The 16411-nt window shown below is 71.4% G+C and carries 13 protein-coding genes; 4 read left to right on the forward strand and 9 right to left on the reverse strand.

All coding sequences use genetic code 11. The annotated features are described in order from the left end of the window. Positions 1-6: 6 nt before the first annotated feature. The gene (locus tag ACFYZR_RS31050; RefSeq protein ID WP_391916478.1) at positions 7-510 is read right to left on the reverse strand and encodes a DUF6912 family protein; all 504 of its coding nucleotides are present in this window, start codon (positions 508-510) and stop codon (positions 7-9) included. A gap of 286 nt (positions 511-796) precedes the next feature. Between ACFYZR_RS31050 and ACFYZR_RS31055 the strand changes: the two genes are divergently transcribed. Beyond that, the gene (locus ACFYZR_RS31055; protein ID WP_311615839.1) at positions 797-1237 is read left to right on the forward strand and encodes an Rv3235 family protein; all 441 of its coding nucleotides are present in this window, start codon (positions 797-799) and stop codon (positions 1235-1237) included. Positions 1238-1308: 71 nt separating this feature from the next. On the opposite strand, the gene secA is transcribed toward ACFYZR_RS31055, so the two are convergent. Beyond that, positions 1309-4128, reverse strand: coding sequence for a preprotein translocase subunit SecA (gene secA / locus ACFYZR_RS31060; RefSeq protein ID WP_391916481.1), 2820 nt, complete (start codon positions 4126-4128; stop codon positions 1309-1311). A 226-nt stretch (positions 4129-4354) separates the two neighbouring features. Here secA and ACFYZR_RS31065 point away from each other — a divergent pair, with 226 nt between their 5' ends. Beyond that, positions 4355-4948, forward strand: coding sequence for a GNAT family N-acetyltransferase (locus tag ACFYZR_RS31065; RefSeq protein ID WP_391916484.1), 594 nt, complete (start codon positions 4355-4357; stop codon positions 4946-4948). A gap of 13 nt (positions 4949-4961) precedes the next feature. Further along, positions 4962-6215, forward strand: coding sequence for a winged helix-turn-helix domain-containing protein (locus ACFYZR_RS31070; protein ID WP_391916515.1), 1254 nt, complete (start codon positions 4962-4964; stop codon positions 6213-6215). Between the two features lie 60 nt (positions 6216-6275). Here ACFYZR_RS31070 and ACFYZR_RS31075 read toward each other — a convergent pair whose 3' ends face one another. From ACFYZR_RS31075 to mtnA, 7 genes are all read right to left on the reverse strand, one after another. Beyond that, positions 6276-7019, reverse strand: coding sequence for a response regulator transcription factor (locus ACFYZR_RS31075; RefSeq protein ID WP_361709673.1), 744 nt, complete (start codon positions 7017-7019; stop codon positions 6276-6278). Between the two features lie 260 nt (positions 7020-7279). Then, entirely contained in the window at positions 7280-7966 is a 687-nt protein-coding gene (gene hpf, locus ACFYZR_RS31080) for a ribosome hibernation-promoting factor, HPF/YfiA family (protein WP_391916487.1), read from the reverse strand. A gap of 338 nt (positions 7967-8304) precedes the next feature. After that, positions 8305-9030 (reverse strand): ComF family protein, encoded by a 726-nt coding sequence (locus ACFYZR_RS31085; protein WP_391916490.1) that lies wholly within the window; start codon positions 9028-9030, stop codon positions 8305-8307. A gap of 159 nt (positions 9031-9189) precedes the next feature. Then, entirely contained in the window at positions 9190-10974 is a 1785-nt protein-coding gene (locus ACFYZR_RS31090; protein ID WP_391916493.1) for an LpqB family beta-propeller domain-containing protein, read from the reverse strand. A gap of 58 nt (positions 10975-11032) precedes the next feature. After that, a complete protein-coding gene (gene mtrB / locus ACFYZR_RS31095; RefSeq protein WP_391916495.1) occupies positions 11033-13096 on the reverse strand; it encodes an MtrAB system histidine kinase MtrB in 2064 nt (687 codons plus the stop codon). Between the two features lies 1 nt (position 13097). Further along, positions 13098-13775 carry a two-component system response regulator MtrA gene (gene mtrA, locus ACFYZR_RS31100; RefSeq protein ID WP_391916499.1) on the reverse strand — a complete coding sequence of 226 codons (678 nt, stop codon included), beginning with the start codon at positions 13773-13775 and terminating at the stop codon, positions 13098-13100. After that, positions 13772-14899 carry an S-methyl-5-thioribose-1-phosphate isomerase gene (gene mtnA / locus ACFYZR_RS31105; protein WP_391916502.1) on the reverse strand — a complete coding sequence of 376 codons (1128 nt, stop codon included), beginning with the start codon at positions 14897-14899 and terminating at the stop codon, positions 13772-13774. The genes mtrA and mtnA overlap by 4 nt, the downstream gene beginning before the upstream one ends. 415 nt (positions 14900-15314) lie before the next feature. On the opposite strand from mtnA, the gene ACFYZR_RS31110 reads away from it, so the two are divergent. Continuing rightward, positions 15315-16229: a hypothetical protein gene (locus tag ACFYZR_RS31110; RefSeq protein WP_391916505.1), complete on the forward strand. Its 915-nt coding sequence runs from the start codon at positions 15315-15317 to the stop codon at positions 16227-16229. Positions 16230-16411 lie beyond the last annotated feature (182 nt).

Consider the following 16411-nt stretch of genomic DNA (forward strand, 5'->3'; position numbering starts at 1 on the left):
GACCCCTCAGACGAGGTTCGGGATCTCCTGGACGCCGAACCACATCAGCTCGTGGTCGTCGGCCCCGTCCACGGTGAACTGCGCGTCGTCGTCACCCCGGTCGGCGGCGCCCAGCGCGGCCGCGGCGGCGGCCACGTCCTCCTCGGCGTCGTCCGCGTCGACGTGCACCGACGCCGCCTTCTTCAGCGGCACGGCCTCCGCCAGCCGCACCTCGCCGAGCGCCGACTGGTCCTGCCCACGCTCCGGGCCGGCGGTCACCGCCGTGTCGGGCACGTCGACCGCCACGACCACGCGCCGTCGCGGCGCCCGCGGATCCGCCGCCAGCTGCCGCAGCGAGCCCTGCGCGGCCCGGCTCAGCGCCGCGTACTCCAGCTCCTCGGTGTCGTCCGAGACGTACCACTCGCGCAGGGCGGGGGTGATGGCGTAGGCGTCCAGCGGGGCCGGGCCCAGCAGGCCCGCCTTGTGGGCCTCGGCGAGGCCGGGGAGGGTCAGGGGGACGTAGACGCGCATGACCGCCGCTTTCCTGCTTCCTGAGGGCTTACGAACAGTGCTGCCAGCATACGGGCGCGAGTCCCCCTTCGAAGTGCCGGAGGCCCCCTGGGCGCCACCTCCCGGACGCCGCGGTTCCGCGCCGCGCCCGCCCCTCGGGCCCCGTGTCCCCCGGATAGGTGAACGATCCCGGCCCCGCGGCCGCCCCAGGGACGTCCTTGCCCACCTCCGGACGGCGCCGGTAGAAGATCCACCGACCTAAGCCACGCCCGGTACCAGCCGGGCCGCGCACCACGGGGGCGATCGCGTGTACAGGACCAGGGGACCCGCCGGCCCGGGCCCGGCCGCGCCACCACGGCGCACCGACTCCCGGCGGCCGGCCGCCGACGCCGCCGCCCGTCGCCACGAACGCGAGCGGCGCCATCCGCGCTACTGGTTCGCCGAACGGCTGCTGCTCACCCTCAGCGGCCAGCGCCCGGTGCACTGGATGCTCGGGCACACCCTGCCCCCGGCCTACGACCAGCTGGCCGAGCTGGCGCCCGGGGCGCCCCTGCGACCCGTCCCACCGGGGCACGGCATCCCCTTCGTACGCCACTGCGACGAGTTCCAGCCCCGGCCCGGGGTGATCGAGGCGTTCGCCCGGATCGCCTCGGGGGACCGGCTGCGGGCGCTGGCCTTCCGGCTGGAGCACTGCCCGGACCGGCGGTGGCGGTGCGCCGCGGTGGAGCTGGGCGGAGCCCGTACCTGAACACGGCGAAGGGCGGGACACCACAAGGTGTCCCGCCCTGTAATAACAAGCCCTTCGGGCCTGCCGCGCCGTTACTTCTTGCGGCGGCGGCCGGCGGCGCCGCGCTGGGCCTTGCGGCGCTCGGCGCGGGTCAGGCCGTCCGCCTCGGAGCGGTACTCGGTCATCTCGTCACCCGTGAGGTCGCGCTCGTCGAGACCGCCCTCGCCGTCCACCGTGGGGGCGGAGAAGTGCAGCCGGTCGGGGCGCTGGGGGGCGTCCAGGCCCTTCGCGCGGATCTCCGGACGGGCGGCGGGCACGGTGTCCTGGGTCTTCTCCAGGGACGGCGCCTCGCGCTGCTCGACGGGGACCTCCTCGAGCTGCTGGTCGACCTGGACCTCCAGGTTGAACAGGTAGCCGACCGACTCCTCCTTGATGCCCTCCATCATCGCGGTGAACATGTCGAAGCCCTCGCGCTGGTACTCGACCAGGGGGTCCTTCTGGGCCATGGCCCGCAGGCCGATGCCCTCCTGGAGGTAGTCCATCTCGTAGAGGTGCTCGCGCCACTTGCGGTCCAGGACGGACAGCACGACGCGGCGCTCCAGCTCACGCATGATGTCGGAGCCGAGGTGCTCCTCGCGGGTGGCGTACTGCTCGTGGATGTCGTCCTTGATGGACTCGGCGATGAACTCGGCGGTGATGCCCGCGCGGTCGCCCGCCGCGTCCTCCAGCTCCTCGATGGTGACCTTGACCGGGTAGAGCTGCTTGAAGGCGCCCCACAGCCGCTCCAGGTCCCACTCCTCGGCGAAGCCCTCGACGGTCTCCTGACGGATGTAGTCGTCGATGGTGTCGTCCATGAAGTGCGCGATCTGCTCCTGCAGGTCCTCGCCCTCCAGGACGCGGCGGCGCTCGCCGTAGATGACCTCGCGCTGGCGGTTGAGCACCTCGTCGTACTTCAGGACGTTCTTGCGCGTCTCGAAGTTCTGCTGCTCGACCTGGGACTGGGCGGAGGCGATGGCCCGGGTGACCATCTTGTTCTCGATCGGCACATCGTCGGGGACGTTGGCGATGGCCATCACGCGCTCGACCATCTGGGCCTTGAACAGGCGCATCAGGTCGTCGCCCAGCGACAGGTAGAAGCGGGACTCGCCCGGGTCGCCCTGACGGCCGGAACGGCCGCGCAGCTGGTTGTCGATACGGCGCGACTCGTGGCGCTCGGTGCCCAGGACGTACAGGCCGCCGAGCGACTTGACCTCCTCGAACTCGGCCTTGACCGCGGCCTCGGCCTTCTCCAGGGCGCCGGGCAGCGCGGCCGCCCACTCGTCGATGTGCTCCTCCGGGTCGAGGCCGCGCTGGCGCAGCTCCGCCTCGGCGAGGTCGTCGGGGTTGCCGCCGAGCTTGATGTCCGTACCGCGGCCGGCCATGTTGGTGGCGACGGTGACGGCGCCCTTGCGGCCGGCCTGGGCGACGATCTGGGCCTCGCGCTCGTGGTGCTTGGCGTTGAGGACCTCGTGCGGGATGCCGCGCTTGGACAGCTGCTGCGAGAGGTACTCGGACTTCTCGACCGAGGTGGTGCCGACCAGGATCGGCTGGCCCTTCTCGTGCTTCTCGGCGATGTCCTCGACCACGGCGGCGAACTTCGCGACCTCGGTGCGGTAGATCAGGTCCGACTGGTCCGCGCGCTGCATCGGACGGTTGGTCGGGATCGGCACCACGCCGAGCTTGTAGATCTGGTGGAACTCGGCGGCCTCGGTCATGGCCGTACCGGTCATACCGGACAGCTTGGAGTAGAGGCGGAAGAAGTTCTGGAGGGTGATCGTGGCGAGCGTCTGGTTCTCGTCCTTGATGTCCACCCCTTCCTTCGCCTCGATCGCCTGGTGCATGCCCTCGTTGTAGCGGCGGCCGGCGAGGATACGGCCGGTGTGCTCGTCAACGATCATGACTTCGCCGTCCATGACGACGTAGTCCTTGTCCTTCTTGAACAGTTCCTTCGCCTTGATGGCGTTGTTCAGATAGCCGACGAGGGGCGTGTTGACCGACTCGTAGAGGTTGTCGATGCCCAGCCAGTCCTCGACCTTGCTCACGCCGGCCTCGTGGATGGCGACCGTGCGCTTCTTCTCGTCGACGTCGTAGTCGCCGGTCTCCTCGACGCCCTTCTGCGGGTTCGCCGGCTCGCCCTTGGTCAGGCGGGTGACGAGCTTGGCGAAGTCGCCGTACCACTTCGTGGCCTGGTCGGCCGGGCCGGAGATGATCAGCGGCGTACGGGCCTCGTCGACCAGGATGGAGTCGACCTCGTCGACCACGGCGAAGTTGTGCCCGCGCTGGACCAGCTCGTCCTGGGACCACGCCATGTTGTCGCGCAGGTAGTCGAAGCCGAACTCGTTGTTCGTGCCGTACGTGATGTCGCAGTTGTACTGCTCGCGACGCTGCGCCGGGGTCATGTTGGCGAGGATGCAGCCGACCGACAGGCCCAGGAACTTGTGCACCCGGCCCATCAACTCCGAGTCGCGCTCCGCCAGGTAGTCGTTCACCGTGATCAGGTGGACGCCCTTGCCCGACAGCGCGTTCAGGTACGCCGGGAGGGTGCCGACGAGGGTCTTGCCCTCACCGGTCTTCATCTCCGCGACATAGCCCAGGTGGAGCGCGGCGCCGCCCATGAGCTGGACGTCGTAGTGCCGCTGACCCAGGACGCGCTTGGCGGCCTCGCGGACGGTCGCGAAGGCCTCGGGCAGCAGGTCGTCCAGGCTCTCGCCGTCGGCGTACCGCTGCTTGTACTCCTCGGTCAGGGCGCGCAGCTCAGCGTCGGAGAGGTGCAGGAAGTCCTCTTCGATGGAATTGACCTGGTCCGCGATGCGGTGCAGCTTGCGCAGGATCTTGCCTTCTCCTGCACGCATGATCTTGCCGAAGACGGACACGTAGGCTGGCTCCTTGCCGGTCGGGCCTGGGCACGGTGGGGTGCGCGGGCACGACGGGACAGTCCCCGCCGCAACGGCCATCGTAAGCGAGGACCCCACCGCGCCGGGAGGTCCGTCATCACCGAGGCCGGGTGTCACCCACTGTGAGAACGAACGGTGGTCCCGGAAGGTGCCGGAGCGGCGAAATTCGGACACGTCCGAAGCGCCCCGAATCTAGACTCCGCCCATGGAGCCCATACATCTGACCACCGAACGCCTGCTGCTGCGCCCGTTCACCCCGTCGGACGTGCCCGCCGTGCACGCGGCCTGCCAGGACCCGGACATCCCGCGCTACACCAGCGTGCCCTCCCCCTACACGCCGGAGGACGCCCACGCGTTCATCGGGACGAAGTGCCCGGACGGCTGGCGCGATGACTCCATGTACACGTTCGGTCTCTTCTCCCGCGAGGACGGCCGGCTGATCGGCTCCATGTGCCTGGTGCGGCTCGCCGAGCTGTACACCCCCGAGCGCCAGGCCGAGCTCGGCTACTGGACCGCCAAGGAGGCCCGCGGCCTCGGCTACACCGTGGAGGCCGCGCGCGAGGTGATCCGCTGGGCCTTCGAGGACCTGGGCGTCGATCGCCTGGAGTGGTACGCGGAGGCGGGCAACGAGGGCTCGCGCGCCGTCGCCCTGAAGGCGGGGTTCCGGATGGAGGGCACCATGCGCTCGAAGATCGTCCACAATGGCACCCGCCGTGACGCCTGGATCGGCTCGCTGCTCCCCTCGGACCTCGGCCGGCCGTCGCGGACCCCCTACCTGCCGTTTCCCGAGCGCGGCTGATCATCGCCGGGTGATGTCAGTGGTCCCCTCTAGGGTGATCGGCATGACAACTGCCGTCACCGTCAAGGCCGGTACGCCCGGCGCACGCCCTTCCGGGGGCCGGGAGGCCGCCGTCCGGCTCTCCGCCGACGAGGCGCGCCGGGTGGCCCTCCGCGCGCAGGGTCTGCTCGGCACGCCCGACCGGAAGGGGAGCGTCCGGGGGGTGCTGCGCCGGCTGGGCGCGGTCCAGCTGGACACGATCTCGGTGCTCGCCCGCTCGCACGAGCTGGTGCCCTATGCCCGGCTGGGCGCCGTCGGGCGTGGCACGGTCGAGGAGGCGTACTGGAGTGGCGACGCCGAGACGGGGGCCTTCGAGTACTGGTCGCACGCGGCGTGCATTCTGCCGATCGAGGAGTGGCCGCTGTTCGCCTTCCGCCGCCGGGCCATGCGGGAGCGTGGTCACCGCTGGCACATCATGGCGGACGCCGACCGTTCGTGCGCGGCCGTCCGGGACCGGCTCAGGGCCGAGGGCCCGCTGACGGCCACGGACCTGGGCGGCGCCAAGAACGGCGGCGAGTGGTACGACTGGTCCGAGACGAAGATCGCGGTGGAGTGGCTGCTGGACACCGGCGAGGTGGTCTGCACCCGCCGGCGCGGCTGGAAGCGGGTCTACGACCTGGCGGAGCGCGCCGTGCCGGACGCCCTCTTCCACGACGATCTCGACGACGCCGAGTGCACACGGCGGCTGGTGGCCCAGGCGGGCGCGGCGATGGGGGTGGCGACGCGCGCGGATCTGGCGGACTATCACCGGCTCAAGGGCGAGCAGGTCGACGCGGTCATCGACGGTACGGGGCTGGTGCCGGTCGAGGTGGCGGGCTGGGACAAGCCGGCGTGGGCGGACCCCGCGGCGCTGGCCGAGGAGCCCCGGGGCCGGCACCGTACGACGCTGCTCTCGCCGTTCGACTCGCTGATCTGGGACCGGCCGCGCACGGAGCGGATATTCGGCTTCACCCACCGGCTGGAGGCCTATGTGCCCAAGGCCAGGCGCGTCCACGGCTATTTCGCGATGCCGCTGCTGACGGGCGGCCGGCTGGCGGGCCGGGTGGACCCGGCGCGCGACGGCAGGACGCTGGTGGCCCGGCAGGTGTCGCTGGAGGGCGCCAAGGCAGTCGAGCCCATGGCCCGGGCGCTGTGGGAGGCGGCCGAGTGGGTGGGCTGCGACAGCGTGCGCGTCGAGCGCTGCGACGACGCGAAGCTGGCCGCCGCCCTGGTGAGCGCCCTCGGCTGAGCCCCGTAGCGGCCCTGCGGCGGCTCGGCGGGCGACGGGCGACGGGCGACGGGCGACGGCTCAGCGGATCTCGAGGATCTTCTCCCGCATCGCATAGACGACCGCTTCCATCCTGGAGTGCAGCTGGAGCTTCTCCAGGATGTTGCGGACGTGGTTCTTGACGGTGTTCTCGCTGATGAACAACTCCTTGGCGATGTCCCGGTTGTTCATCCCCGTGGCGACGAGCTTGAGCACCTCCAGCTCGCGGTCGGTGAGCCGGGGGGCGGGCACCAGCCTGCGCTCGTCGGTGCGCTGGATCATCGACTTGAACTCGGTCAGGAGCTTGGAGGCCATCGACGGGCTGATCTGGGACTGGCCGTCGGCGACCGCCCGGATGGCCGTCGCCACCTCGTCGGTGGAGATCTCCTTGAGGAGATAGCCGGTCGCCCCGGCCTTGATGGCGTCGTAGAGGTCGGCTTCCTCGTCGCTGATCGTCAGCATGATGATCTTCGCGCTGGGGGCCACCTCCTTGATGGAGGTGCAGGCCTCGATGCCGCCGCGCTTGGGCATCCGGACGTCCATGAGAACGATGTCGGGCAGCAGGTCGGCCGCCTTGTCCACCGCTTCCGCGCCGTCCCCGGCCTCACCGACGACCTCGATGTCCTCCTCGTGCTTGAGGACGATCTCCAGACCCCTGCGGAAGAGCGCGTGGTCGTCCACGACGAGGACCCTGATCGGTTCCCTCCGCGCGGCGCCCCGCCCGTCCCGGGCACCTTCCTCGTCGTCCTCGTCGGTCCCGATCACGGGCCCGAACCTGTCCGCCATTGTTCCTCCCCCTGAAGGCCATGGCCCGTCACGGTCGCCCGGTCCCGGGGCCGCCCCAATCGGCTCCGGCGGACCTGTGGTTGGTCCCGGCCATGATTTCATGCCGGACCGCCGGACGGTGCTTCCCCGGCCGTGGAGGTGGCGCGCCGCACAAGCGACCGCACAAGCGGTGCCCCGGGAGCGCGCCGGGCGCTCCGGGGCACCGTCACCGGTCCGCGGCTCACGGGGCCCGGCCGCGGCGTACGGCCGGGCCGCACGGGTCAGCCGCCGAGTTCTCCGCCCGCTCCTCCGGGCTCTCCGCTGTAGAAGGGGTCGCTGTTCAGGCGGATGACGCCGTAGTCGTAGGCATGCCGCCGGTAGACGACACTGGGCATCTTGGTCTCGGAGTCGACGAACAGATAGAAGTCATGGCCGACCAACTCCATTTCGTAGAGCGCCTGGTCGAGCGCCATGGGGGCCGCGGAGTGGGTCTTCTCGCGGACCACCAGGGGGCCTTCTCCCCGGATCTCCAGTGGTCCCATATGGGTGACGGGCACCTCGCCCGGCGCCTGCTCCGCGACGAGTTCACCGCTGTCGTTGAGCTCTGCGGCGCCGATGACGGCGCCGACGTCGCTCGCCGGGACGCGTCCGTTGCCCCGGCGGGAATGACGCTTGTCGTTCTGCTTGCGCAGCTGTGCCTCAAGCTTGCTCGTGGCCAGATCGAGCGCGGCGTAGGGATCCGCCGCTGCGGCCTCCGCCCTGATGACCGGTCCACGGGAGATCACCGTGATCTCCACTCGGTCGGAGCGGTCGGCCTGCCTCGGGTTGGGCTCTTTGGACACCTCCACGTCGAGGCGAATCAGCTTGCCGTCCAGCTTCTGGACCTTGTCCAGATTCAGCTTCTCGGCCACGTGCTTGCGAAACCGCTCGGGCACCTCTGTCTTGCGGCCCTTGACGACGATGTCCACGCAGAACTCCGTTCCCGGATCGCTCCGCCGAAGGTTGCGGAGCGCATCCCTCTTGCATCAGGCCCCGGGGAGAGCCGGAGCCACCGACTAAGCGGTTTTCACCTCCTCCTCCCCCGTCGGCAAGATCTACACCCCACCGGCCTCAAGGCTCCACGGGCTACTTACAAGCTTCCGCCCAGGCGTACAAAGCACGCCAATCGGAGATATCAGGCATAGATCCTGCCCTTCCTCACAACCGAACATATCTCGCTCGGAAGCCCGTCGGTACCCCCTATCGCGACGTACCTCCGTTCAGGTGTTTTCCGGCCGTTTCCCTCAGCAACGTGGGGCGTTCTCCGTCAGTTCCGGTTGTTTCCGAAAGCTCTCGGGGCCGCCGCGATCACGGCGGCGGCCATGACCCGGCCGTCGCCGACCGTCACCGCGCGGGCCGCCTCCGCCAGCGAGGCACCGGTCGTCATGAGGTCGTCCACCAGCACCACCGGGCCTCCCGACCGCCACAGCCGCTCCGCTCCCCGGACGGTCTCCATCGCCCCCGCCACATTCGCCGCTCGCCCCCGGGCGTCCAGGACCGACTGGTCGAGGACGAACCGCCGCAACCGCAGCACCGCCGCCACCCGCGCGGGCACCCCGGAGCCGCGCAGCACCCGGGCCGCCGCCAGCGCGACCCGCCGCCCGGCGTCATGCCCCCGCCCGGCCACCGCCGACCGCGCGGAAGGCACCGGCACGAGCAATAACGGGCCGCTCCAGCCCCGTGCACCCCACCCCGCACCAGGACGACCGGCCGCCCCCACCGCGCCCGCCAGCGCCGCGCCCAGCGGCCCGGCCAGCGCGAGCCCGCCCCGCTCCTTGTGCGCGATCAGAGCCGAGCGCACCCCGCCCTCGTACCGCGCGGAGGCGTACACGCTCGGCAACCCGGGCGGGACCGGATCGGGCCGCACCCGCCACGCCCGCCGCCCGCCCAGCTCCGCACGACATCCCTCGCACAGCACGGACCGCGGCAGCCCGCACCCCGCGCAGTCCACCGGCGCCACCAGACCGGCGAGTTCCTGCCACCACCCGCGCATGACTCCACTGTCGCGCGCGGCCCCGGAAGCCGCCACCCCTGTGGATAACCCGCGACGCCCCCACGACACGGCCCCTGGCCTGCGCGAACGCGCCGCTCACCGCCCCGGCCGGCCCCGCCCGCGCCGGCCGTCCCGGTCACCACGGGACGCCACCGGCCGTCACCCCGGGTAGACCGGAGCCGTACCTTCCTTGCCCACCAGCTTCCAGTTGGTGTCCGGCAAAAGCCGTACGACCCCGCCGTCGCCCTCCGCGACCAGCGCCTGCGCCTTGCCCGGGTTCTCCGAGGCGGCCACGCCCCGCACCCCCGTGATCCCAGGCAGCCCGGAGGCGTTGGCCTGCGAGCCGTCGGTCTCGACGTACTGGAGCTGCTGGAGCCCGCCCTGCTCGTTGCCGGCCACCAGCAGCCGGCTCGCGCCCGCCCACGAGACGGCGTTGACGTCCACCAGCCGGGGCGCCACGTTCCGCAGCTCCTGCACCGAGAGGCCGGTACGGCCCGCGCCGCCCCGCCGCTCGACCCTGCCGAGCCGCAGCACCGTGTGGTCGCCCTTGGTCACCAGCAGCGCGATGCGCACACCGTCCGCGGCGATCCGCAACCCCGTGATCCGCCCGCCGTCCAGCCCGGGCACCTGGATCTCCTCGGGAGCGCCCGTGCCACCGGGCAGCCGCAGCAGCCTCGGCCTGTCCGCGTCCTGGTCCGCGACCCACAGATCGCCCAGACCGTCCCAGCTCGGCGCGGTCAGCCCCGCCTTGGCGCCCGTACCGCCACGCACCGTCAGCCGGGCCTCGCCCAGCGGCGCGCCCGCCTGGAGGGGCGCGACGTACAGCGCCTGTCCATTGGCCGACACGCCCGCCGCACGGCGCTCCGCACGGTCCACCGCCACCGAGCGCAGCGGGGCCGAACCGTCCGCGCCCAGCGGGCCGGCGACCCGGCGCGCCTCGTCGTCGCCGTCGGCCAGGCTCACCATCCGGTGCTGCCCGTCGACGAAGTACTGCCGGTCCGGCCGCCCGGAGGTCAGGTCCGGCGCGTAGTAGCGCGCCTGCTCCTTGCCGAGCACGCAGAGCCTGGAGCCGTCCTTGCGCTGGAGCGTCACATCGGTGGCCTTGGCCGACTCCTGCACGGTGTACAGAAGCTGCGCGGCCATCCGCAGGCACTGGTCCTGACCGGCGCCAGCGGCCTTGTCGTTCAGCCGCACCTTCAGGCCGTTGGAGTCGTCCAGGGACAGCCGCTGGTCCTGCAGCCGCGTCCCCGTGGGAAAGGCCGTGGCGGCGACCGGGTCCAGCCACGACGTCGGACCGTCCAGCAGCGCGTTCACCGTCGACGTCACCGGGTCTATCCGCTTGCGCAGATAGACGGGGTCGGCGACGAGCACGTCGCGCGACTTCCCCGCGCCGCTCGCGCCCTGCCCCAACTCGGCAAAGTAGTACTTATTGACCGAGCGGTAGATGCGCTGGAAGTCGGAGACCCCGAGCACCAGACCCGGGTCCAGCCCGTCGATGCGCCACTCGCCGTCCTCGCGCGCCAGGTGCAACTGGGTCTTGTACTCGCCCTCGTCCGGCTTGTACGCGTGCTTGGCGTCCACCGTCGCCACCCGCCGGCCCGTCAGCGTCACGGTGTAGCCCGGCTCCCGGTCGCCGCCGGTGCGCTCCACCCGCACCTGGGGCGTCTGCGACAGCACCGTCGTGGACTCCGACGGATCCCAGCGGCCCCGCACGCCCTTCGCCAGATACTGCCGGGCCGTCTCGTAGTCCGTGTCGTCGCTGGTCGTCGCCTCCAGGAAGCCCATGACGAGCTCCAGCGGCTGCTCGTTCTTGCGCGGCGGCACACCGTAGACGCGCACCTGCGCGTCGGCGTCGGCACGCTGCTGCGGGGAGTCGACGGACTTCACCTCGCCGCCGTCGGGCATCGACGCGCAGCCGGCCAGCAGCGCACCGCTGACCAGCACGACACCCGCGCCCGCGAACCGCCGCCCACCGCCGGTACTTCCGCGCCCGCCGGTACCCCTACGCCTTACCGTCACGGTCGCCTCCGGTCCCGCTCCCGCCGCCCGCGGCCTCGCGACCGTCCCGGGCACCCGCCCGACGGGCCGCCGTGTCACCGGCACGGTCACCACTCTTCCCACCACCGAGCGCCCCACCGGGACGCGTCACCACCCGCGCGCCGCTGCCGGGCAGGGCGGTGGGATCGGCCGTGGCATGTACGTTCCTGCCCTGCGCCGGTACGGGCGCCCCCGCGCCCGCCACGGGCGCGGCACGCCCCGGCAGCGCTGGCGGCAGCCCGGACCCGGTCGTCCCGCGGTTGCGCCGCGAGTCCTCCGGCTCCAGCGGAATCGGCGAACCGCGCAGGGGCTCACCCGCCGTGCGCGGCAGCGTCAGCCGGAACTGCGAACCGCCACCCGGCTCGCCCCACGCCTGGAGCCAGCCGCCGTGCAGCCGCGCGTCCTCCACCGCGATCGACAGGCCCAGACCCGTTCCACCGGTCGTCCGCGCACGGGCGGGATCGGCCCGCCAGAAGCGGTTGAACACCCGGGCCGCCTCGCCGGGCTTGAGCCCCACGCCGTAGTCGCGCACCGCGACCGCGACCGCGCCCCCGGCCACTCCCAGCCGGACGACCACGTCCCGGCCCTCGCCGTGCTCCACGGCGTTGACCACGAGATTGCGCAGCACCCGCTCGACACGGCGGGCGTCCGCCTCGGCGATGACGGGCTGCTCGGCGCCACGCACCAGCAGCCGGCTGCCCTTGCGGTCGGCGAGCGGCAGAGCACCCTCCACCACCCGGTTCACCACATCGCGCAGATCGATCGGCTCGGCCTCCAGCGCCGCCGCGCCCGCGTCGAACCGGCTGATCTCCAGCAGGTCCGCCAGCAGCGACTCGAACCGGTCCAGCTGCCCGAACAGCAGCTCCGCCGAGCGCGCGGTCACCGGATCGAAGCTGTCACGCGCCTCATGGATGACGTCGGCCGCCATCCGTACGGTCGTCAGCGGCGTCCTCAGCTCGTGCGAGACGTCCGAGACGAACCGCCGCTGCATCCGCGAGAGCTCCTCCAGCTGCTGGATCTTCACCTGAAGGTTCTGTGCCATCTTGTTGAAGGCCTCACCCAGACGCGCGATGTCGTCCTCACCGGTGACCTTCATCCGCTCCTGGAGCACACCCGCCGCGAGCCGCTCGGAGATGCTGGCGGCCATCCGCACGGGCGTGACGATCTGCCGCACCACCAGCCAGGCGATGGCGCCCAGCAGCACCACCACGAACACCCCGGCCGTGGTCAGCGTCCCCTTCACCAGACTGAGCGACTTCTCCTCCTGCGTGAACGGGAAGAGGTAGTACAGCTGGTACGGCTTGCCGTTGACGTCGTAGAGCCGTTTGCCGACGATCAGCGCCGGCTCGCCCTCGTCGGAGGAGCTCCGCTTGATCGTCCCGGGCTTCTCGAACGTGCCCGTCCGGCTGTCCAGCTGCCTGCGCAGATCCGCCGGGACACTGCGCTCCGGGTCGATGTCCCCGGAGGCCCGCGGCCCTCGCGTCCCGCCCACGTACGTCGTGTCGCCGTCACCCGCGCTGAGCGCCACCACGTGGTAGACGCCCTGCCCACCGCTGGCGAGCTGCTGCACCAGGGCCGTCAGCCAGGCCCCGGAGTCGGGCGTGCCCCGGCCACCGGACTGGGCGCCGTCCTGACCGTGATCGGCACCGGCGGTGTCCGCGGCGTCGCGCGCCGCCTTGAAACCGCCCTCGGCCTGGCTCTGCGACGCGTGCTTCTTGGCGTCCAGCAGACCGTTGCGCACCTGCCCGATGACGACCACGCCGAGCAGCAGCACCACACCCAGCGACATCAGCAGGGTGGTCGCCACCACCCGCAGCTGGATATTGCGCCGCCACAGACGCATCGCCGGCAGCAGCGGCCGGCGCACCCAGCGCGCGTACAGCCGCAGCACCGGGTGGACCGGCGCCGAGCCCGCGCCGTCGGACAGCAGCCTGCCCGCACGCCACAGACGCCGCAGGAGCGATATGCCCCCACCCGCGTCCACGGGCCGCCCCGCGTCCCGCTCCGGAGCGGCACCGTCGCCCGGCATCTCAGCTGGGTCCGGCCTTGTAGCCCACACCACGGACGGTCACCACGATCTCCGGCCGCTCGGGGTCCTTCTCGACCTTCGAGCGCAGCCGCTGCACATGCACATTCACCAGCCGCGTGTCGGCGGCGTGGCGATAACCCCAGACCTGCTCGAGGAGCACCTCACGGGTGAAGACCTGCCACGGCTTGCGTGCCAGCGCCACCAGCAGATCGAACTCGAGCGGCGTCAGCGCGATCGACTGGCCGTCACGCTTCACCGAGTGCCCGGCGACATCGATGATCAGATCGCCGATGGTCAGCTGCTCCGGCGCGGGCTCCTCCGACCGGCGCAGCCGCGCCCGGATACGGGCCACCAGCTCCTTGGGCTTGAACGGCTTGACGATGTAGTCGTCCGCGCCGGACTCCAGCCCGACCACCACATCGACGGTGTCGCTCTTGGCCGTCAGCATCACGATCGGCACCCCCGACTCGGCGCGGATCAGCCTGCACACCTCAATGCCATCACGGCCGGGCAGCATCAGATCCAGCAATACAAGATCGGGTTTAGCCTCACGGAATGCGGCGAGCGCCTTGTCGCCGTCCGCTACGAACGACGGGTCGAAACCCTCACCACGAAGCACGATTCCGAGCATCTCGGCCAGTGCGGTGTCGTCATCGACGACAAGGACGCGTCCCTTCATATCGACATCATCCCATTACCCGATCGTGACCTGGCACACAGCTCTGCCAGACCCGCCTCTGTCACGGGCGAAACAACCCCGTTTTCCGTGACAATGGCGGTCACCAACTCCGGCGGTGTGATATCGAACGCAGGGTTGTGGGCCTGCGTACCCAAGGGCGCCACCGGGTTTCCGGAAGCACTTCCCGGGAACTCCGTCACCTCGTGCCCGGGCCGCTGCTCCACCTCGATCGCGGCGCCGTCGGCCGTCCCGAGATCGACCGTCGTGGTGGGCGCGACGACGATGAACGGCACATGGTGATAGCGGGCGAGCACCGCCAGCGGATAGCTGCCCACCTTGTTGGCCACCGACCCGTCCGCCGCTATCCGGTCCGCGCCGATCAGCACGGCGTCGACCTCGCCCGCCGAGAACAGCGAGCCGGCCGCGTTGTCCGCGAGCAGCGTGTACGGCATACCGGCCCGAGCGGCCTCGTACGCGGTCAGCCGGGCCCCCTGGAGCAGCGGACGCGTCTCGTCCACCCACAGCCGCCGCAGCTCCCGGATCCGGTGCGCCGCGCCCGCCACCGCGAAGGCGGTGCCCTCGCCACCGGAGACCAGGGCGCCCGTGTTGCAGTGGGTCAGAATGCGGTACCCGCCCCCGGGCAGCAGCTCCTCCAGCAGCGCCAGGCCCTGCGTGGCCATACGGGCGCTGGCGTCCGCGTCTTCCTCGTGGAGGGCCCGGGCCTCGGCGAGCGCGGCAGCGGCCGCCTGAAGGCCGTCCGCGCCGCTTCCGGCGGCCGAACGGTACGCCGCGAGCGCGCGCCGCACCCCATAGCCGAGGTTCACGGCGGTCGGACGGGCGTGGGCGAGCATCGCGGCGGCCTCCTCCACGTCGAAGCCGCGCACGGCCGCGAGGGCGAGGCCATAGGCGCCCGCGATGCCGAGGAGCGGGGCGCCGCGCACGGCGAGCGTGGCTATCGCCTCGATCAGCGCGGGGACGTCGGTACAGACCAGCTCGATCTCTTCCGTGGGCAGCCTCCGCTGGTCGAGGAGGACGATCACGGGTCCCTCGGGCAGCTCCTCCCAGCGCAGGGCCGGAACGGAGGATCCGGTGCCGGACGCGGGTGCCGCGTACTGATCAGCCATTGGTCCAGTCTGCCCCGCCCACACCAACTATTGAAGGCCTCCCCTGGCGGCCTCCCCCTTACGAGCCTCTCAGGCGCTTGCCGCCTCGCACGCGCTTACTGACACGATGGCTGACCGGAACCGCTCGGACGGGCCGCTGGACGGCGAACACGGGCATCAGAGGGAGCTACGGGAGCTAAAGAGAATGAACGACTCTCCGGACCGCACCCCGCAGGGCCGGGGCCGCGCCCGCGCCAACAGCGGAAGCGGCGACGGCAACGGCGGCGGGGGCTGGGGCAACGGCGGCGGCTGGGGCGGTGGTGGCACTGGTGGCGGTGGCACTGGTGGCGGCTGGGGCGGCTCAGGCGGCCCGCAGTGGAGCCCGCCGCCTCCGCCGGCCCCTCAGCCCGGCGTCGTGCCCCTGCGGCCCCTGGGCGTGGGCGAGATCCTGGACGGCGCGGTCACCACGACGCGCCGGTACTGGCGGACGGTGCTCGGGATCTCCGCGACCGTCGCCCTCGGTACCCAGGTGGCGGGGACCACGGTAACGGGGCTGTGGTTCCGCGACCTCACGGGCCTGAACAAGCTCTCCGACCCGGGCACGGCCGACCTCCATGAGGTGCTGGACGCCCTCGGCAAGTCCCTGGGCAGCCTGACCGTCGCCTCACTGGTCGGGCTGGTCGGCTCGATCGTCGCGAGCGCCATGCTCACGATCGTCGTCAGCCGCGCCGTACTGGGCCGGCCCGCGTCGGTGGGCGACGCCTGGCGGGACGCCCGCCCCCGGCTCCTCGCCCTGACGGGGCTGTTCCTGCTGCTGCCCCTGCTGATCACCGCGGCCTTCGCGGTCGGCCTGGCCCCGGGGCTGGCGGTCGCCGCGGCTTCCGATGGCGGGCTCTCCGGTGATCTGGAGGGGGGCGGTGCGGGCCTGCTGTTTCTCGGCGGGCTCGCCGGCATGGTGGCCGCGGCCTGGCTCTGGGTCCGCTACAGCCTTGCCGCGCCCGCGCTCATGCTCGAAAAGCAGGGCGTGATCACGGCTATGCGTCGTTCGGCGAAGCTCGTACGGGGAGCGGGCTGGCGGATCTTTGGAATACAGGTCCTGGCCGCTTTTATCGTTTTCATGATCGGTTCAATGGCGCAGATACCGACGAGCTTCATTGACGGCATCGTGACCGGTGAATCCGCCATGGATCATTTGACGTGGACGTCTTTGATCATCAATGGCATCGGTTCGGCGATCGGCTCCGCGGTGGCACTTCCGATCACTGCCGGCGTGACCGCGCTGCTGTATATGGATCAGCGGATCCGTCGCGAGTCCCTTGATATCGAGCTCGCGCAGGCTGCGGGTATGTGATTGGGAAGTTGTTTCGGGCGGGCGTCCTGAGGACGCCCGCCCGGGGCGGGGCAGGAAGAACCTGTCCGCCCGTCCGCATCGGGCCCAAAACGCAAGAAAGCCCCGGCAGGTAATCCCTGCCAGGGCTCTCTCTTAAAAGGAGTTCGGCGGCGTCCTACTCTCCCACAGGGTCCCCCCTGCAG

Origin of the sequence: Streptomyces sp. NPDC001678 (assembly GCF_042892945.1) — a bacterium.
Lineage (GTDB): Bacteria > Actinomycetota > Actinomycetes > Streptomycetales > Streptomycetaceae > Streptomyces.